This is a genomic window from Pseudomonas sp. LY-1, from assembly GCF_053502595.1.
In genome coordinates this window covers 2,852,230-2,871,385 of sequence record NZ_CP094353.1, presented here as the reverse complement: position 1 = coordinate 2,871,385, position 19,156 = coordinate 2,852,230, and the positions used below count along the sequence as shown (strand labels likewise).

Sequence of the window (19,156 nt, the reverse complement as noted above, 5' to 3'; positions counted from 1 at the left end):
TCCAGGCTTCCCGCGTCATCGTTGACGACCATCGCCGGCAAGCCGGCTCCTACAGAACTCTGCGCTCGAAAATCGCGCCCTCGATGCCCAGCACCTCGCAGGTATCGGCATAGATCCCCACGCCCTTCTCCCATACGTGCTTGATCGACTGGTCGGCGCAACGAATCTGGTAATTGAGCTCGAACGGTTCCTGGCGCGACAACGCATATTGCACCTCGCGCCATACGTAGTCGGCATCCTCGGCGAGGATCAGGCTGTTGTAGGTGAACTCATGGTTGTCCACCAACCGCTCGGCGGGGTAGCCGGTCAATTGCAGGCAGCCGGCACTGACGAATTCCATGGTCCAGTCGCGGTTGTTACGGCCGCGATAGATCAGCCCAGGCATGCTGTCGAGCAAGCTCATGCTGCTGCGTTGGCTGGCCTGCAGGGCGATTTCGCGGCGCTTGTGCGCGGTGATATCTCCGGCCACCAGGTAGAAGCCCTGCGGGCCGCGCTTGAGACTGACCTCGAACCAGCGCAGCTCGCCGCACGGATGCACGAAGCGCAGGCGTTGGTTGAACGAGGTCTCGGGACGCCGGCGTAGCTCATGCAAGGCCTGGCGCCACAGCGGGCGGTCTTCCTGGTGGACGTAGTCGACGACGTTGCGTTCCGCGCCCGGCGCACCCATCAACTCGGCCCAGGCCAGGTTGAAGTGGGCGATCTGGCCGTTGTCGCGCAGGTGCAGCAAGGCGGCGGGAAAACAATCCATCAGGTGCGCGGGCGATGTCTGCCCCCAAGCGTCAGGGCTTTCCCTCATCTAGTGACGCTCCTCGTGTTTGAGCAAGGCGCCGCTGTGTACCCTGGCCGCCAGCTCCAGGCGCGAATGCAGGTTGAGTTTCTGCAACAGGCTGCGCACATAGATTTTCACCGTGCCGTCGCTGATCCCCAGCTCCCTGCCGATCTGTTTATTGCTCATGCCGGCGGCGATCAGCGCCAGGGTCTGGCCTTCGCGTTCGGTGAGGTTTTCACCGCCCGGCGTCTCACCGTGTGGCCTGGGCTCGGCCGGGTCGGCGAGCAAGGCGATCAGGGTTGAGTCGAGCATGATCGCGCCCTTGTGGCAGTTGCGCATATACGCCAGCAACGCCTCGGGCTCGGTTTCCTTGAGCACATAACCGCTGGCGCCCAGGCGCAGGGCGCTGAGCAGTTCGGCGCGGTCCATCGAAGCGGTGAGCACCACCACCTGGCAGTCCAGGCGCAATTGGCGCAGTTCGTCCAGCACCTGCAGGCCGCTGAGGCCAGGCATGTGCAGATCCAGCAACACCTGCTGCGGCGTCAGGCTCACGGCCAGATTGATGCCCTCCCGGCCACTGGCCGCCTGCCCCACCACTTCGAAGTCGTCGCTGGCATCGAACAGTTGCGCCAGGCCTTTGCGAAACAGTGGGTGATCATCGATCAGTAATAAGGTCGTGCAGTCCATCGAGACTCCCGTGTGGCAGGTCGTGGTGGCGGCGCAGGCCAAGATGCACGCGCACGCCGTGCGGGCGGATCGCTTCAATGCTCAGCCGCGCGCCGATACTGGCGGCGCGCTCGCGGATAATCGCCAGGCCGAAATGGTTATGCTCATCGCAAGCCGGGCTCAAGCCGATGCCATCGTCCTCCACCGACACCGAGGCATCGCCGTCCTGGGTCTGGCGCAGTTCGATACGCACATGCCGCGCGTGGGAATGGCGCACCGCATTGGCCAGGGCCTCGCGAACAATCTGCAGGATCTGCAATTCGGTTTCCGGGCTCAGGGCATTGTCGGCCAGGCGGTTATCCAACTCGAACACGATGATGCAACGCCGCGAAAACTCCGCGACGGAGTCGGCCAGGGCCTGGCGCAGTGAGCGTCCGTCCATGGTCAGGCGTGCGCTGGTGATCAGCTCGCGCACCTGGCGTTGCAACTGGCTGAGGCCGGCGCACAGGTCCTGCAGGGCAGGCGCGCCCAGCTGTGACTGCAAGCCGTGGGCCTGGAACGCCAGGTAACCCAACTGTTGCGCCACCGAATCGTGCAGCTCACGGGCCAGCGCGCCGTGGCGCGACGTTGCCTGCCTGCGCTGCTGCTCACGGTTGTCGCTGCGCAGACGCACGCTGACCGCCACGGCTTGCGCCGCTTCCTCCAGCAACTGGCGCCAACTGGCACCGGCCCGTCGGGGGGTGTCGAGCAGTAACGCGCCTTTTTCACCCTCGGGCAAGGCGCACACCAATCGGTGTACCCCGCGCTGCCGGCAAGGGCCGCAGGCCTGGGGCGTGTCCATCGCACTCGCGTCGCGCCAGGGGCAGCGCGCCACGTTCTGGCAGCCCTCGATCAAGCCACGTCGCGTCGGGCCCAGGTCTTCGCCGCCCAGGATCAGGTTGAGCCTGGCGGCGGGCAGCAGTGCGTCGAAACGGTCCAGAAAACCCGACAAGGCACCGTCAGCGTGCAGGGGCAACCCGGCCAACAGCCTGCGCACGCTGCGCGCCTGTTCGGGGCGCACAGGCCCCAACCAGAGCGGCCAGCTCTTCGGTCGCGTTCGCACTCTTCGATAACTCCCCGTCCGGTTGCTGAGCATTACTGCAAGACCAGCAACTTCCATGCCCCGAACGCCAGTGCGGCAAGGCTTATCTCCAAAGGCATAGCCCTTTTTCCAGATTGAGAAGATTTTCCTCATAGGAAAGTATCTCTCCCAACAGGAAACAAAACGCACCTTGGAGAGCCCGCATGACGCACACCCACAACCGCCCCATCGTGGTGATGCAATCGGCAACCGCCGGCATGGCGGTTGCCGCCGACCTGCACAAGCCTTTGCTGCTGAGCGGCGAACAACCCGACTTCAGCCGACGTTTACAACAGGCATTGGCCAGCGCAACCGTGGGTTGTCGGCTCTACCTGTTGGGCGATGAGGCCTTTGTCTGGCGCATTCACACCGAAGCCCGCGCCGCCGGCCTGGAAGACGACGAGATCAGCGTGACCTGCACGATGCCCGGCCTGCGCCAGGTGTATTGCGCCCATTGCGGGCTGACCCAGACCGCAGGCCCAGAGCCGGTGTTGAACTGCATCGGCTGCAACGTCGGGCTGGAAGTGCGCGCACACTTTTCCCGGCGCCTGGGGGCTTACCTCGGCGTGTGCATCAACCCCGACCAGCCCTACGCGGGGTTCCAGCCATGAGCGCCGCCCTCAAGGTTCAGGTCAGTGCGGCCAGAATGCTCACCCCCGTGGTGCGCGAGTTCACCCTGACTGCCTGCGACGGTGCCCTGCCCGCTTTCTCGCCCGGCAGCCACGTACAGGTGCATCTGCCGCTGGCCGAGGGCACGGTGCGTAACGCCTACTCGCTGACCAGCGACCCGGCGCACACTCGCCACTACCGCATCGCCGTGCGCCTGCAGGACGCGTCTCGCGGCGGTTCGCAGTACTTGCATCGCCAGGTGCAGGTCGGCGACACCTTGCGGATTTCGCCGCCGGCCAATCTGTTCGCGCCCCATGGCACCGCACGCCGGCACATCCTGATCGCCGCCGGCATCGGCATCACGCCGTTCATGGCCTATATCGCCACGATGGAACAACAGCAGGCCGACTTCGAACTGCATTACCTGTTCCGGCCAGGCCTCAGCGACGCCTACCTCGATGAATTGCAACAGCGCCTCGGCCCGCGCCTGCACGCCTACGACCGCCGCCCGGACCTGAGCCGCATCCTCGCCAACCGGCCGCTGGGCAGCCACGTCTACACCTGTGGCCCGCAACCCTTGATCGAGGCGGTCGAGCAACACGCCGATCGCCTCGGTTGGCCGCGCAATCGGCTGCATGCCGAGGCGTTCAAAGGCGCGCAACCGGGCCAGCCGTTCGACCTGCAACTGCTGCGCAGTGGCCGCACCCTGCGCGTGGAGGCCGAGCAGAGCCTGCTCGAAGCCTTGGAGCACGCGGGGTTGCAGGTGCCCAACCTGTGCCGTGGTGGGGTCTGCGGCCAGTGCATCACGCGCCATCAAGGCGGTGCCATCGAACACCGCGACAGTTTCCTCAGCCCGGCCGAGCAGGCCGAATTTCTGATGCCCTGCGTCTCACGCGGCAGCGGCCCCTGCGTTTCGCTGGACCTATAGGAGTGAGTGCCATGCCCCTGCAATCGAGCCCTGTGCTGAGCTATCGCGACGATTTCAGCTTTCGCAACAGCCCGGCGGCGATCCGTCGCTTCCCGTTTCCGTTTATCGAGGACAGCTACCTGTACTCGGTGAACATCGAACCGGCCACCTCCCGCGCCCCGGGTTCCGTCTACGAGCACGCCTTCGACATCGACGAGCACTACCGCTCGGAAATGGCCGAACGCGCCCTGATCCTGGACAACGACCCGCGCCGCTACCTGGTGATGCCGCACATGCAAGCGGCGGCCTGGGATGCGCTGCAAATGCTCATGGAAAACCTCGCCGTCGACTACCCGCAGTGGTTCAGCCTGGTGCGTGACGGCGACCGCTGGCACTGGCGCAACCACCTGCTGCAGATCGATCAACCGTTCATCTTCGGCGATGCCGCCAGCCTGCCCTGCGCACCGCTGGAATACATCGGCCGCCAGGTGCAAGGGGATTTCGCCCTGCTCGACCAGCGCGACGGCGACCTGTACATGGACGCCGGCCTGGTCACCAGCCCGGCCGACTGGTCACTGGCGTTCGATGCCGGGATGAGTTTCAAGCAGTGGCATGCACCGGTGCCCATGGCCCACCAGATGGGCGTGTTCGAGCGCGCGCTGAAGTACCTGCTCAACCTGCAGGCCGGCCAGCCGGTCCGGCGCCTGAACTGGACCCTGACCATCAACCCGCGCCTGGATTCGTCGCCGGAAACCTTCCATCAATGGGGCGCCGACCGCGGCCGGATCACCGTGCAGAACGTCGGGCAACAGGTGCATCTGCGGGTCGAACTGCAAGTGATGGCGCGCCTGCCGCGCAGCAACGCAGTGATGTTCAGCATTCGCACCTACCTGATCAGCCTGGACGAACTGGTCAGCCACCCCGGCTGGGGCTGCCGCCTGCACCGCGTGCTGCGCGACCTGCCCGATGCCATCGCCGACTACAAGGGCATGACCCGCTATCGACACACCCTGGTCGAGTGGCTGCGCCAGTTCGATCCACTCGCCTGAACCATTTCCCGGTGCTCCTTTTCACAGCAAGGAATCTCACATGACCCACTCCTGGCGTATTTCTGCATTGGCTGAGCGGCACCGCGCGCTCGGCTCGAACCTCGAAGACTGGAACGGCATGGGCACCGCCTGGACCTACCGCAGCGCGCTGGCCGACCACCACGAAGCGATCCGCACCCGCGCCGGCCTGATGGATGTATCGGGCCTGAAAAAAGTCCACTACGTCGGCCCGCACGCCGAAAGCCTGTTGCAGTGGGCCACCACCCGCGACATCGCCAAGCTCTATCCCGGCAAATCGGTGTATGCGTCGATGCTCGACGAGGACGGCAAATTCGTCGATGACTGCATCGTCTACCGCACCGGGCCCAATGCGTTCATGGTCGTGCATGGCGCCGGCACCGGGCATGAAATGCTGGTGCGCTCGGCCCAGGGCCGGCAAGTGGCGGTGCTGTTCGACGACGACCTGCACGACCTGTCGCTGCAAGGCCCGCTGGCGGTGGATTTTCTCGCCGAGCATGTGCCTGGCATCCGCCAGCTGCCGTACTTCCATCACCTGCAAACGCGCCTGTTCGAGCGCCCGGTGATGATCTCCCGCACCGGCTACACCGGCGAGCGCGGCTACGAGATTTTCTGCAAGGCCGCGGACGCCCCGTTCCTGTGGGACAGCATCCTCGAACAGGGCGCGAGCCTGGGAATCATTCCCTGCGCCTTCACCGCCCTGGACTGGCTGCGAGTGGAAAGCTCGCTGATGTTTTTCCCCTACGACAACTCGCAGATGTACCCCTTCGCCGACCAGAAGGCCGGCGACACCCTGTGGGAAATGGGCCTGGACTTCACGGTTTCGCCCGGCAAACAAGCGTTCCGAGGCGCCGAGGAACACCTGCGCCTGCGCGGCCAGGAGCGCTTCAAGATCACCGGCGTGCTGCTCGACGGCGTGCGCCCGGCCGAGGCTGGCGACACCTTGTGGCAGGGCAACCAGCAAGTCGGCGTGATCACCTGCGGCATGTATTCGCGCCTGAGCAAACGCTCGATGGCCATCGCGCGCATGAGCGTCGCCTGCGCCGTACCCGGCATCGCGTTGCAGGTGCGCGGCAGCTTCGAAGGCACCGCCACCACCCACGCCCTGCCCTTCGACGACCCGCAAAAAACCAAGCGCACGGCCAAGGGCTGAGCCTTCCTTCACCGCATTCAGGAGCCTTCGATGGACGCCTCAAGCGAACATTACATTCTCAAGATCACCTGCCCGGCGGCGTCCGGGATCGTCGCCGCGATCAGCGCCTGCCTGGCCCGGCAGCAGTGCTACATCAGCGAGTTGGCGCAATTCGACGACGAGTTCACCGGGCAGTTTTTCATGCGCGCGGTGTTCCGTTTCAACAAGGGCGTCAGCGGTGATATCGGCGACCTGCGCAAAGGCCTGGGCGAGCTCGCCGGCGGCTTCGACATGCAGTGGCAGTTGTTCAGCTCACGCCAGCCGACCCGCGTGCTGCTGATGGTCAGCAAGTTCGACCATTGCCTCACCGACCTGCTCTACCGCCACCGTAAAGGCGAAATGGACATGACCATCACCGCCGTGGTCTCCAACCACCTGGACCTGCGGGCGATGGCCGAGCGTGAGGGCATCCGCTTCATCTACCTGCCCATCACCAAGGACACCAAGGCCGGCCAGGAAGCCGAACTGATGCGTATCGTCGAAGACACCCAGACCGATCTGGTAGTGCTCGCGCGCTACATGCAGATCCTGTCCGACGGCCTGTGCCAGCAACTGTCGGGGCGGGCGATCAACATCCACCACTCGTTCCTGCCCGGTTTCAAGGGCGCCAAGCCGTATCACCAGGCCTATGACCGGGGGGTGAAGCTGATCGGCGCCACCGCCCACTACGTCACCAGCGACCTCGACGAGGGCCCGATCATCGAGCAGGAAATCCAGCGCGTCGACCATACCCACTTGCCCGATTCACTGGTCGCCATCGGCCGCGACACCGAAACCGTCGCCCTTTCCAAAGCCCTGAAATACCACCTGGAACACCGGGTGTTCATCAACCACGACAAGACAGTGATCTTTCGCTGAAACCCTTCAGGAGGCACGCTCATGACTTTACGTGTAGCAATCATCGGCGCCGGCCCATGCGGCCTGGCACAACTTCGCGCCTTCCAGTCGGCCCGCGACAAGGGCGCCGCCATTCCCGAACTGGTGTGCTTCGAGAAACAGCAGGACTGGGGCGGCATGTGGAACTACACCTGGCGCACCGGCCTGGACGAAAACGGCGAGCCGGTGCATGGCAGCATGTACCGCTACCTGTGGTCCAACGGCCCCAAGGAATGCCTGGAGTTCGCCGATTACACCTTTGAAGAACATTTCGGCCGGCCCATCGCCTCCTATCCGCCCCGCGAAGTGTTGTGGGACTACATCAAGGGCCGGGTGGAAAAGGCCGGCGTGCGCGACTACATCCGCTTCAACAATGTGGTGCGCCAGGTCACCTTCGACGAACAGACCCAGCGCTTCACCGTGTACGCCCACGACTACACCCACGACACCTTGACCTGTGAAGAATTCGACTACGTGATCAACGCCTGCGGCCACTTCTCCACGCCCAAGGTGCCGTACTTCGAAGGCTTCGAGCAGTTCGCCGGGCGCATCCTGCATGCCCATGACTTTCGCGAGGCGCTGGAATTCAAGGACAAGGACCTGCTGATCATCGGCAGCAGCTATTCGGCTGAGGACATCGGCTCGCAATGCTACAAATATGGCGCGCGCAGCATCACCAGTTGCTACCGCACCACGCCCATGGGCTATGCGTGGCCGGACAACTGGGAAGAAAAACCGCTGCTGCAACGCCTGGAAAACAACCGTGCGTTCTTTGCCGATGGCAGCAGCAAGCACATCGACGCGGTGATCCTGTGTACCGGCTACAAGCACCACTTCCCGTTCCTGCCGGATGAGCTGAGCCTCAGGACCGACAACCGCCTGTGGCCGATGAACCTCTACAAGGGTGTGTTCTGGGAACCCAACCCGCGGCTGATCTACCTCGGCATGCAGGACCAGTGGTACTCGTTCAACATGTTCGACGCCCAGGCCTGGTATGCCCGCGATGTGATCCTGGGGCGTATCCCATTGCCCAGCCAGGCCGCGATGATCGCCGACAGCCAGCAATGGCAGGCACGGGAACTGACCCTGGAAACCAACCAGCAGATGTTCGAGTTCCAGGGCGCCTACATCCAGCACCTGGTGGACGCCACCGACTACCCGGATTTCGACATCGCCGCCGTCAACGAGACCTTTCTGCACTGGAAGCACGACAAGGCCGAAAACATCATGGGCTATCGCGACAAGTCCTACCGCTCGCTGATGACCGGCACCCAGTCGCCGCCGCACCACACCCCGTGGCTGCTGGCCCTGGACGACTCGATGGCGGCGTACCTGGGCGAGCCCGTGACGCCCATCAAATCAGTCGGCTGAGCGGGTGCCCATGATGAATGCTCCGCGTGTTTCCCACCCGCGAGAACCCGGGCTGTTTGCCCGGGCGCCGAACCTCGAACGCTACCGCGTGGCCGTCGGCGGTGTGACGCTGGTCGACCTGCAGCCCGGCGACGGCCTGCAGGTGATCGACCTCGAAGGCCGGCAAATCTGCGAACTGCTGGCCCTCGACGCCAGCGGCCGCAGCGCCCTGGCGAGCTGGGGGCTGAGTGGCTCGAGCGCCTGCCGCGTGCCACCGCGTGTCGGCCAGGCGCTCAAGCGGCGCGGTATCGACGCGCAGGCATTGCCCCTGGCCGCCGCGCTGTGGGACGACGCCAGCCCGCCCGGTCACACTCGGCAGTTTGTCGCCCATGATCGCCTGCTGGTGATCGTCGCCGCTCCCGCCGGGCCCACCGCCGTCGACCGGCAATACCGGCCCAGCGAACTGCGCCTGCTGGTGACACGGGCCAACCCGTCGCCCCTGCTGGTGCCTGCCCTGCCCGAGCCATTGGGCGAGGTGCTGGACGAGTTCACCGTGCGTGCGGGCACGGCCCACGGCTACAGCGTCGCCAAGGGCCAGTACGTGCAGGTGCTGGACGTCGCCGGCCGCCAGTGTTCGGACTTCGTCGCCCTCGACCGCCGCGCCCTGGATCGCGGCATGGAGCTGGACCTTGACCAGACCGTGACGCGCACGCTGAACGGCAGCGCCTACCCGGCGCCGGGGCTGTTCTCGAAGTTTTTCGACCGCCGGATGCAGCCGATGCTGGAGGTGGTGCAGGACACCGTCGGGCGCCACGACGCCTTCGCCCTGGCCTGCGCGGCGCGCTACTACGAATCCCATGGCTATTTCGGGCACGACAACTGCAGCGACAACCTCAGCCGCGTACTCGCGCCCTACGGCGTGCAAGCGCGCAACGGCTGGCCGGCGATCAATTTCTTCTTCAACACCGGCATTGATGCACACCAGCAGATGACCCTGGATGAGCCCTGGTCGCGGCCCGGCGACTACGTACTGCTGCGGGCCATGACCGAGCTGGTGTGCGGCAGTACCTCGTGCCCGGATGACATCGACCCGGCCAATGGCTGGAACCCGACCGATATCCATGTCCGTATCTACCGCGAGAAGGAGCGTTTTTCCATCGCCATGAGCACTCGAACCACGGCCGATGCCGACCCGATACTGACCCGTGAGACCGCGTTCCACTCACGCACCAGCGCCCTCACCGGCAGCTTCATCGACTACCGCAACTGGTGGCTGCCGTTGCGCTACGACGGTTATGGCGCCACCGAGGAATACCTCGGCTGCCGCGAACGCGTGGCCGTGATGGACCTGACCGCCCTGCGCAAATTCGAGATCATCGGCCCCGACGCCGAAGCCCTGTTGCAATACTGCCTGACCCGCGACGTGCGGCGCCTGGCGGTGGGCCAAGTGGTCTATTCGGCGATGTGCCACGAACACGGTGGCATGCTCGACGACGGCACCCTGCTGCGCCTGGGCCCGGACAACTTCCGCTGGATCTGCGGCGAAGACTACGCCGGTGTGTGGCTGCGCGAGCAGGCCCACAAACTGGGGATGAAGGTGTGGGTCAAGTCCGCCAGCGAGCAGATTCACAACCTGGCGGTGCAAGGGCCGCTCAGCCGCGAGCTGCTCAAGCAGATGGTCTGGACGCCGCCCACCCAACCGAGCGTGGACAGCCTCGGCTGGTTCCGCTTCCTGGTCGGCCGGCTGGACGGTTTCGAGGGCTGCCCGTTGATGATTTCGCGTACCGGCTACACCGGCGAACTGGGCTTTGAGGTGTGGTGCCAGCCCGAAGACGCCGAACGGGTGTGGGACCGCATCTGGCAACTCGGCCAACCCTTGGGCCTGGTGCCCCTCGGCCTGGAAGCGCTGGACCTGTTGCGCATCGAAGCCGGGCTGATTTTTGCCGGCTACGAGTTCAACGACCAGACCGACCCGTTCGAGGCCGGCATCGGCTTCAGCGTGCCACTCAAGAGCAAGACCGATGATTTTATCGGCCGCGACGCCCTGTTGCGGCGCAGCGCCCATCCCAGCCACAAACTGGTCGGCCTGCACCTCGGCGGCAACGAGGCGGCCCACCACGGCGACCCGGTGTACCACGGCCGCGCCCAGGTCGGGGTCATCACCAGCGCCTGCCGCTCACCGTTGCTGGCCAGCAATATCGCGCTGTGCCGGGTCGACGTGAGCTGCGCCGAGCCCGGCACCCTGCTTGAGATTGGCAAAGTCGATGGCCTACAGAAGCGCATCAGCGCCACGGTCAGCGCAGCGATTTTCTATGACCCGGACAAGAGCCGCGTGCGTAGCTGATCGTCCCGATACCGATGTGTGCCACCCCACTTTGACTGCCCACTTTGATTGCCCTTCTTAACCGCTACTCAGACATGGGAATACGAAGATGGAAGCGACGACGTTCGAGGCTGTACCGCAGGCTGCCCGCTCAGTGGGCAGCCTGCACCGCAAGATCGATTGGCGCGGTGCATTCTGGGTCGCCAGTGGCGTGCCCGCGCTGGTGCTGTTCTCCATCGGCGCGATTGCCGCCACGGTGGGCAAACCGGCCTGGATCGTGTGGATCGTGTCGATCCTGTTCGGGTTTATCCAGGCCTTCACCTATGCCGAGATCGCCGGGCTGTTCCCGCACAAGTCCGGCGGCGCGTCCGTGTACGGCGCGGTGGCCTGGGTGCGCTACAGCAAGTTGATCGCACCGGTGTCGGTGTGGTGCAACTGGCTGGCCTGGTCGCCGGTGCTGTCCATCGGCTCGGGGCTGGCGGCGGGGTATATCCTCACCGCGCTGTTTCCCGCCGATGCGCTGATCAACACCTGGCAACTGACCCTGCTTGACCTGGGTTGGGTCAAGAGCGGCCTGTCGTTGCGCATCAACGCGACGTTCGCCATTGGCCTGTTGATTCTGCTCACGGTGTTTGCCGTGCAGCATGGCGGCATCCTGCGCTCGGCGCGGCTGACGCTGGTGCTCGGGGTCACCTCGCTGATCCCGCTGTTGCTGGTGGGCGTGGTGCCGTTGTTCACCGGGGACGCGACCCAGGCCAACTTCCTGCCGCTGTTCCCGCTGGCCCATGACGCGGCCGGGCAAGTCATCGACGGCCCGTGGGATATGTCCGGCTGGTCGCTGATGGCCGGCGGGCTGTTCATGGCCGCGTGGTCCACCTACGGGTTCGAAACGGCGGTGTGCTACACCCGCGAGTTCAAGGACCCCAAGCGTGACACCTTCAAGGCGATCTTCTACGCCGGCCTGCTGTGCATCCTGGTGTTCACCCTGGTGCCGCTGGCGTTTCAAGGCAGCCTGGGGCTGGGCCAACTGGTGACCCCGGCGGTGCTCGACGCCAGCGGCGCGGTAGTGACTCCGGCGGTGTACAGCGGCCTGCTGTCGCCGGCGATCTACAGCGGCATGGGCGTTGGCCAGGTGATGGCCGACAGCATCGGCGGCGGCAAGGTGGTCGCCAATATCGTGCTGATCATGCTGGTGCTCGCCACGTTGCTGGCGATCATGACCTCGATGTCCGGCTCGTCGCGCACCCTGTATCAGGCGTCGGTGGACGGCTGGCTGCCCAAATACCTGGGGCGCACCAACGAACACGGTGCGCCCACGGCGGCGATGTGGACCGACCTGTCGTTCAACCTGCTGTTGTTGCTGATGTCGGACTATGTGTTCGTGCTGGCGGCGTCCAACGTCAGCTACATCATTTTCAACTTCCTCAACCTCAACGCCGGCTGGATCCACCGCCTCGACCGCCCCGACTGGGTGCGCCCGTACAAAGCCCCCACCGTGCTGCTGGCGGCCGGCGGCGTGCTGAGCTTCGTCAACCTGGCGTGCATGGGCCTGGGTGCGGATATCTGGGGCGCAGGCACGCTGGTCACCGGCTTGCTGCTGGCGCTGTTGATCCTGCCGGTGTTCTGCTACCGCCACTATGTGCAGGACAAAGGCCGCTTCCCCGCGGCCATGCTCAGTGACTTGTATATCCAGGTCGATGACGGCCAACGCCGCGCCGGCTGGCTGCCCTACGCCACACTGATCGCCGGTGTGCTGGTGGTGTATGCCTGCCATCAACTGGTAGCCTGAATGCCCTGGGCTGCCTATTGCTGAGGGATTTATCCCTCAGCGCCCCTATTTCTCCAGACAACGGTGACGCTTTTGACCAGCACTCTCCCTTCCCTTGCCCGCGATATCGACGGCAAGGCCATTTCTGCCCAGGTTCTCGACGAGGTTCGCGAAGAGGTCCTGCTGCTTGCCGCGCAAAAAATCTTCCCGGCCCTGGCTGTCGTGCTGGTGGGCGACGATCCGGCCAGCGAAGTGTATGTGCGCAACAAACTGCTGCGGGCCAAGGAAGTCGGGATTCGCTCCCTTGAATACCGGCTGCCGGATGACGCCAGCCAGGCGCAAGTGCTCGATCTGCTGGCCCGGTTGAACGCCGACGTTTCGGTCAACGGCGTGCTGGTGCAGTTGCCGTTGCCGGCGCATATCGACGAGGCGGCCGTGATCCATGCGATTGACCCGATCAAGGACGTGGACGGTTTCCACCGTGAGAACGTCGGCGGCCTGGTGCAAGGCATCGAGGTGCTCACGCCTTGCACGCCCAGCGGCTGCATGCGCCTGCTGCATGAAACCTGCGGCGATTTGAGTGGCTTGCACGCGGTGGTGATTGGCCGCTCGAATATCGTCGGCAAACCGATGGCGACCCTGCTGTTGCAGGCCAACTGCTCGGTCACCGTGGTGCATTCACGCAGCGTCGATGCTCAGGCATTGTGCCGCTTGGCCGATATCGTCGTCGCCGCGGTCGGGCGGCCGCAGTTGATCGATGCCAGCTGGCTCAAGCCTGGCGCGGTGGTGATCGATGTGGGGATCAACCGCATCAGCACCGAGACCGGTACGCGGTTGGTGGGCGATGTGGACTACGCCAGCGCACGCACCGTGGCCAGCGCGATTACGCCGGTGCCGGGTGGTGTGGGACCGATGACGATTGCCTACCTGCTGAAAAACACCCTGGTGGCGAGCCAGTTGCAACGCAAAGCCCTGCCCCAAGCGCTGGCGCCGCTCCTACAGGGTTCTCAGGGGTTGTAGGCGGCCAGGTCCAGGCCCATTTCTTCCACCGACGCATGGGCACGCAGGCTGAAGAACAAAGCCCTACCCCGAGCGCTGGCGCCGCACTTGTAGGAGCGAGCTTGCTCGCGAAAACCGTCCAGGCAACGCGGTCATCCAGGATGCCCGCGTTATCGTTAACGACCTTCGCGAGCAAGCTCGCTCCTACAGGGTTCTCAGGGGTTGTAGGCGGCCAGGTCCAGGCCCATCTTTTCCACCGACGCATGGGCACGCAGGCTGAAGAACAAAGCCCTGCCCCAGGCGCTGGCGCCGCACCTGTAGGAGCGAGCTTGCTCGCGAAAACCGTCCAGGCAACGCGGTCATCCAGGATGCCTGCGTTATCGTTAACGACCTTCGCGAGCAAGCTCGCTCCTACAGGGTTCTCAGGGGTTGTAGGCGGCCAGGTCCAGGCCCATCTTTTCCACCGACGCATGGGCACGCAGGCTGAAGAACAAAGCCCTGCCCCAGGCGCTGGCGCCGCACCTGTAGGAGCGAGCTTGCTCGCGAAAACCGTCCAGGCAACGCGGTCATCCAGGATGCCTGCGTTATCGTTAACGACCTTCGCGAGCAAGCTCGCTCCTACAGGGTTCTCAGGGGTTGTAGGCGGCCAGGTCCAGGCCCATCTTTTCCACCGACGCATGGGCACGCAGGCTGAAGAACAAAGCCCTGCCCCAGGCGCTGGCGCCGCACCTGTAGGAGCGAGCTTGCTCGCGAAAACCGTCCAGGCAACGCGGTCATCCAGGATGCCTGCGTTATCGTTAACGACCTTCGCGAGCAAGCTCGCTCCTACAGGGTTCTCAGGGGTTGTAGGCGGCCAGGTCCAGGCCCATCTCTTCCACCGACGCATGGGCACGCAGGCTGAAGAACAAAGCCCTGCCCCAGGCGCTGGCGCTGTACCTGTAGGAGCGAGCTTGCTCGCGAAAAACGCCCAGGCAACGCGGTCATCCAGGATACCCGCGTTATCGTTAACGATCTTCGCGAGCAAGCTCGCTCCTACAGTGGGCCGTTAGTGGTTGTAGGCGCGCTCGTTGTGCTCGGCCAGGTCCAGGCCCATTTCTTCCACCGACTCATGGGCACGCAGGCCGACCAGGGCATTGACCACCTTGAGAATGATCCAACTGACCACGAAGCAGTACACCGTGGTCAGCAACACCCCCTTGATCTGGGCGACGACTTGGCCGCCCATGGTCACGCCTTCCACCAGGCCGCCCATGGACGGCACGCAGAACACCCCGGTGAGCACCGCGCCGATCATGCCGCCGATGCCGTGCAGGCCGAATACGTCGAGGCTGTCGTCGTAGCCGAAGCGCCGCTTCAACACGGTCACGCTCAAGTAGCAGAACACCCCGCACAGCAAGCCGATGGCCAACGCGCCGCCGACGCCGACATAAGCGCACGCCGGGGTGATCCCCACCAGACCGGCCAATGCACCGCTGGCCAGGCCCAGGGCGCTGGGTTTGCCGACCTTGAACCACTCGGTGAACATCCAGCCGAGAATCCCCGCACACGCGCCCAGTTGGGTGTTGAGCATGACAATCCCCGAGGTGCCGTTGAGGCCGCCGCCGGAGCCGATATTGAAGCCGAACCAGCCGACCCAGAGCATCGCCGCACCGGCCATGGTCAGGCTCAGGTTATGCGCGGGCATCGGCGTGTTCTGGTAGCCCTTGCGCTTGCCGAGGATCAGGCATGCGGCGAGCGCGGCCACACCGGCGTTGATGTGTACGGCGGTGCCGCCGGCAAAGTCGAGCACGCCCCAGTTATGCATCAAGGCCCCCGAACCGCCCCAGACCATATGCGCCACCGGGGCATACACCAGGGTGAACCAGATGGCCATGAACAGCAGCGCCGCCGAGAACTTCATGCGTTCGGCGAAGGCGCCGGCGATCAGCGCCGGGGTGATGATCGCGAAGGTCATCTGGAAGGTCACGAACACGCCTTCCGGAATATCCCCCACCAAGCTCTCGGGGGTCATCCCCGCCAGGAACGCGCGGCTCAGGCCGCCGACAAAACTGTTGAAGGTCACCTGCCCTTCGACCATGCCCGTGGTGTCCACCACCATGCTGTAGCCGTAGATCACCCACAGCACGCCCACCAGCCCGGCGACGCCAAAACACTGGGTGAACAGCGAGAGCATGTTTTTCGCCCGAACCAGCCCGCCGTAGAACAGCGCGAGCCCCGGCAGGCACATGAACAGCACCAGCACCGCGGCGGTGACCATCCAGGCGGTGCTGCCGGTGTTCAAGGTGGGCGCATCGGCGGCCTGGGCCAAGGGGGCGAAGGCACTGGCGGCCAATAAGCCGAAGAGGGATTTGCCGAGAAGACGATTGATCATGTTCAAAGCTCCTGCAAAAGATAGGGGAGATGCATGTAGGAGCGAGGGGGACGCCTAGTTCTTGCTCGCGAAAAACGTCCAGGCAACGCGGTCATCCAGGATGCCCGCGTTATCGTTAACGACCTTCGCGAGCAGGCTCGCTCCTACAGGGGTGGAACGCCGTAGCAGCCGGCAAGCCGGCTCGTCACTCAGTAACCGGAACCCGGTATCCAACGGGTCCCCGCCAACGGCACCCGGGCCATGGCGGCCGACTCCACCGTCAGCGCCACCAGGTCCTCGGGGTCGAGGTTGTGCAGGTGCGACTTGCCGCACGCACGGGCCATGGTCTGGGCTTCCAGCACCATCACCCGCAGGTAGTTGGCCAAACGACGCCCGCCTTCCACCGGGTCCAGGCGTTTCGACAGCTCCGGGTCCTGGGTGGTGATGCCGGCCGGGTCGCGGCCGTTCTGCCAGTCGTCGTAGAAGCCGGCGGCCGAGCCGATCTTTTTCAGTTCCGCGTCCAGCCGTGGGTGGTTGTCGCCCAGGGCAATCAACGCCGCCGTGCCGATGGCCACCGCATCCGCGCCCATCGCCATGGCCTTGGCCACATCGGCGCCGTTGCGAATCCCGCCCGACACAATCAACTGGACCTTGCGGTGCATGCCCATCTCTTGCAAAGCCTGTACCGCTTGCGGGATCGCCGACAAAATCGGGATGCCGACGTGTTCGATAAACACTTCCTGGGTCGCCGCGGTGCCACCCTGCATGCCGTCGAGCACGATCACATCGGCACCGGCCTTGACCGCCAGCTTCACGTCGTAATACGGCCGGCTGGCGCCGATTTTCACGTAGATCGGTTTTTCCCAATCGGTGATTTCGCGCAACTCGGCAATCTTGATCGCCAGGTCGTCCGGGCCGGTCCAGTCCGGGTGGCGGCAGGCGCTGCGCTGGTCCACGCCGATCGGCAAGGTACGCATGCCGGCCACGCGTTCGGTGACCTTCATGCCCAGCAACATGCCGCCACCGCCGGGCTTGGCGCCCTGGCCGAGGACGATCTCGATGGCGTCGGCCTTGCGCAGGTCATCGGGGTTCATGCCGTAGCGCGACGGCAGGTACTGGTACACCAGGTGCCGGGACTGGCCGCGCTCTTCCGGGGTCATGCCGCCGTCACCGGTGGTGGTGCTGGTGCCGGCGATACTCGCACCACGGCCCAGGGCTTCCTTGGCGTTGGCCGACAACGCACCGAAACTCATGCCGGCGATGGTCACCGGGATCTTCAGGTAGATCGGCTTCTTGGCGAAGCGGTTGCCGAGGATCACATCGGTGCCGCACTTCTCGCGATAGCCTTCCAGCGGGTAACGCGACACGCTGGCGCCCAGCAGCAGCAAGTCATCGAAGTGCGGCAACTTGCGCTTGGTACCGCCGCCGCGAATGTCGTAGATGCCGGTTTCGGCGGCACGCTGGATTTCCTGGATGGTCAGGCGGTCGAAGGTGGCCGACTCGCGCAACACTGGAGGGTTTTTTTCACTCATGGTGTAGCTCCTGGTTCAGTACGCGGAGGCGTTATCGACTTTGAAGTTGTACAGCTGGCGGGCCGAGCCGTAGCGCTTGAAATCCGCCGCGCGGTGGGCGAAACCGGCACGATCGAGCAGCTCCTGCAGCTCTTGCAGGTGCTCGCTGCGCATCTCTTTTTCGACGCAATCGGAGCCCAGCGACTCGACCGTGCCCTTCACGTAGATGTGGGTCTCGTACAGCGAATCGCCCAGCGCATCGCCGGCATCGCCGCAGACGACCAGACGCCCGGCCTGGCCCATGAAGCAGCTCATGTGGCCGATGCTGCCGCCGACCACGATGTCGATGCCTTTCATGGAAATCCCGCAACGCGCCCCCGCGTCGCCTTCGATCACCAGCAAGCCGCCATGGGCCGTGGCCCCGGCCGCCTGGGACGCGCTGCCTTTGACGCGCACCGAACCAGACATCATGTTCTCGGCGCAGCCCACGCCGACGTTGCCGTGTACGGTGATCGACGCCTGTTGGTTCATGCCCGCGCAGTAGTAGCCGGCGTGGCCTTCGATATCGATGGACACCGCCTGATTCACCCCCACCGCAAGGTTGTGCTTGCCGTTGGAGTGGGTGACGCGCCACTCGTTGTCGATGGCCTGGGCGTGCAGCGCCTGGTTGAGGTCACGCACGGTGGCGGTGGAAAGGTCGATGGTTTTCATGTGTGCGCTCCTTAAGCTGACTGGCGTTCCCATATGTACAAAGTGGCCGGTGCGGGCTCCCAGATGCGGGCATTCTCGATGCCTGGCAGGCTCGACAGCGCCTGGTACTCGGAGGCCATGGCGACGTAGTCGTCGGTCTCGGCGAGGATCGCCGGCTTGCACGCGATCGGATCGCGGATCACCGCAAAACCGTTGCGCGTGCCGATGGCGAAGGTGAAGAAGCCGTCGAGGTCTTCCAGGGCGTGGTCCAGCGCGTCTTTGAGCGAGTCGCCCTGTTGCAGGCGCCAGGTCAGGTAGCCGGCGGCGACTTCGGTGTCGTTGTCGGTTTCGAAATGGATGCCTTCGCGCTTGAGTTCCTGGCGCAGGCGGAAGTGGTTCGACAGCGAACCGTTATGCACCAGGCACAGGTCGGCACCGGTGGAAAACGGGTGGCTGCCTTCCATGGTCACCGCGCTTTCGGTGGCCATGCGGGTGTGGCCGATGATGTGGCTGCCCTGCATGCTCGCCAGGCCGAAGCGCTGGGAAATCTCCTGGGGCAGGCCCATGCCCTTGAGGATCTCGATGCTCTGCCCGGCGCTCATGACGCGCACGCTCGGCGCCAGTTCGGCCAGGGCCAGGCGTACCGGGGCTTCGTCGGCGTGGACCTTCAACACGGCGGCGCTGGCGTTCTGAAACCAGTCCAGCGAACAGCCCAGGCGCCCTTCCAGCTCGCCCATCAGGGCTTTCCAGTCGAAGGCCTCGGTGGTCGCTTGCAGGGTCAGCTTGACCCAGCCGTCGGCGACTTCATCACCGTAGATGGCAAAGCCCGCACTGTCCGGGCCACGGTCGGTCATAGCCTGCAACATCGGTTCAAACAGCTGGCCGAGCTGGGGTTCCAGCCGGGGGGTTTTCAGGTACAGACCTACGATTCCACACATATCAAGTCTCCGTCACACGGT

The 19,156-nt window shown here is 64.7% G+C and carries 16 protein-coding genes; 9 read left to right on the top strand and 7 right to left on the bottom strand.

Annotated features, from left to right (window positions below):
• Positions 1-49: 49 nt before the first annotated feature.
• The 3 genes from MOQ67_RS13280 to MOQ67_RS13270 are packed head-to-tail and all read right to left on the bottom strand — an operon-like array spanning position 50 to position 2,537.
• The gene (locus MOQ67_RS13280; protein ID WP_104903455.1) at positions 50-796 is read right to left on the bottom strand and encodes a PAS domain-containing protein; all 747 of its coding nucleotides are present in this window, start codon (positions 794-796) and stop codon (positions 50-52) included.
• Entirely contained in the window at positions 797-1,456 is a 660-nt protein-coding gene (locus MOQ67_RS13275; RefSeq protein WP_046383903.1) for a response regulator, read from the bottom strand.
• The gene (locus MOQ67_RS13270; RefSeq protein ID WP_307847655.1) at positions 1,425-2,537 is read right to left on the bottom strand and encodes a sensor histidine kinase; all 1,113 of its coding nucleotides are present in this window, start codon (positions 2,535-2,537) and stop codon (positions 1,425-1,427) included. The genes MOQ67_RS13275 and MOQ67_RS13270 overlap by 32 nt, the downstream gene beginning before the upstream one ends.
• 182 nt (positions 2,538-2,719) lie before the next feature.
• Here MOQ67_RS13270 and MOQ67_RS13265 point away from each other — a divergent pair, with 182 nt between their 5' ends.
• The 9 genes from MOQ67_RS13265 (at position 2,720) to folD (ending at position 13,667) form a co-directional block, all read left to right on the top strand.
• Positions 2,720-3,166, top strand: a complete 447-nt coding sequence (locus tag MOQ67_RS13265; protein WP_102618262.1) for a dimethylamine monooxygenase subunit DmmA family protein — start codon at positions 2,720-2,722, stop codon at positions 3,164-3,166.
• Positions 3,163-4,092: a PDR/VanB family oxidoreductase gene (locus tag MOQ67_RS13260; RefSeq protein ID WP_046383905.1), complete on the top strand. Its 930-nt coding sequence runs from the start codon at positions 3,163-3,165 to the stop codon at positions 4,090-4,092. Before MOQ67_RS13265 ends, MOQ67_RS13260 begins: the two co-directional genes overlap by 4 nt.
• An 11-nt stretch (positions 4,093-4,103) precedes the next feature.
• Positions 4,104-5,120, top strand: a complete 1,017-nt coding sequence (locus tag MOQ67_RS13255) for a heme-dependent oxidative N-demethylase family protein (protein ID WP_198718026.1) — start codon at positions 4,104-4,106, stop codon at positions 5,118-5,120.
• Between the two features lie 40 nt (positions 5,121-5,160).
• Entirely contained in the window at positions 5,161-6,291 is a 1,131-nt protein-coding gene (locus MOQ67_RS13250; protein ID WP_104903457.1) for an aminomethyltransferase family protein, read from the top strand.
• Between the two features lie 30 nt (positions 6,292-6,321).
• The gene (gene purU / locus MOQ67_RS13245; protein ID WP_046383908.1) at positions 6,322-7,188 is read left to right on the top strand and encodes a formyltetrahydrofolate deformylase; all 867 of its coding nucleotides are present in this window, start codon (positions 6,322-6,324) and stop codon (positions 7,186-7,188) included.
• Between the two features lie 21 nt (positions 7,189-7,209).
• Positions 7,210-8,577 (top strand): NAD(P)-binding domain-containing protein, encoded by a 1,368-nt coding sequence (locus MOQ67_RS13240; RefSeq protein ID WP_046383909.1) that lies wholly within the window; start codon positions 7,210-7,212, stop codon positions 8,575-8,577.
• A gap of 13 nt (positions 8,578-8,590) precedes the next feature.
• Positions 8,591-10,900, top strand: coding sequence for a DUF1989 domain-containing protein (locus MOQ67_RS13235; RefSeq protein WP_104904559.1), 2,310 nt, complete (start codon positions 8,591-8,593; stop codon positions 10,898-10,900).
• Positions 10,901-10,988: 88 nt separating this feature from the next.
• Positions 10,989-12,668 (top strand): APC family permease, encoded by a 1,680-nt coding sequence (locus MOQ67_RS13230; protein ID WP_198718025.1) that lies wholly within the window; start codon positions 10,989-10,991, stop codon positions 12,666-12,668.
• Between the two features lie 63 nt (positions 12,669-12,731).
• On the top strand, positions 12,732-13,667 hold the full coding sequence (folD, locus tag MOQ67_RS13225; RefSeq protein ID WP_104903459.1) for a bifunctional methylenetetrahydrofolate dehydrogenase/methenyltetrahydrofolate cyclohydrolase FolD: 936 nt from the start codon (positions 12,732-12,734) through the stop codon (positions 13,665-13,667).
• 1,024 nt (positions 13,668-14,691) lie between these two features.
• Here the strand turns inward: folD and MOQ67_RS13220 are convergent.
• From MOQ67_RS13220 to MOQ67_RS13205, 4 genes are all read right to left on the bottom strand, one after another.
• The gene (locus tag MOQ67_RS13220) at positions 14,692-16,017 is read right to left on the bottom strand and encodes an ammonium transporter (protein WP_102618269.1); all 1,326 of its coding nucleotides are present in this window, start codon (positions 16,015-16,017) and stop codon (positions 14,692-14,694) included.
• A gap of 188 nt (positions 16,018-16,205) precedes the next feature.
• Positions 16,206-17,528, bottom strand: a complete 1,323-nt coding sequence (locus MOQ67_RS13215; RefSeq protein ID WP_102618270.1) for an FMN-binding glutamate synthase family protein — start codon at positions 17,526-17,528, stop codon at positions 16,206-16,208.
• Between the two features lie 15 nt (positions 17,529-17,543).
• Positions 17,544-18,218: a GltB/FmdC/FwdC-like GXGXG domain-containing protein gene (locus tag MOQ67_RS13210; protein WP_046383914.1), complete on the bottom strand. Its 675-nt coding sequence runs from the start codon at positions 18,216-18,218 to the stop codon at positions 17,544-17,546.
• Positions 18,219-18,229: 11 nt separating this feature from the next.
• The gene (locus MOQ67_RS13205; RefSeq protein WP_198718302.1) at positions 18,230-19,135 is read right to left on the bottom strand and encodes a class II glutamine amidotransferase; all 906 of its coding nucleotides are present in this window, start codon (positions 19,133-19,135) and stop codon (positions 18,230-18,232) included.
• Positions 19,136-19,156 lie beyond the last annotated feature (21 nt).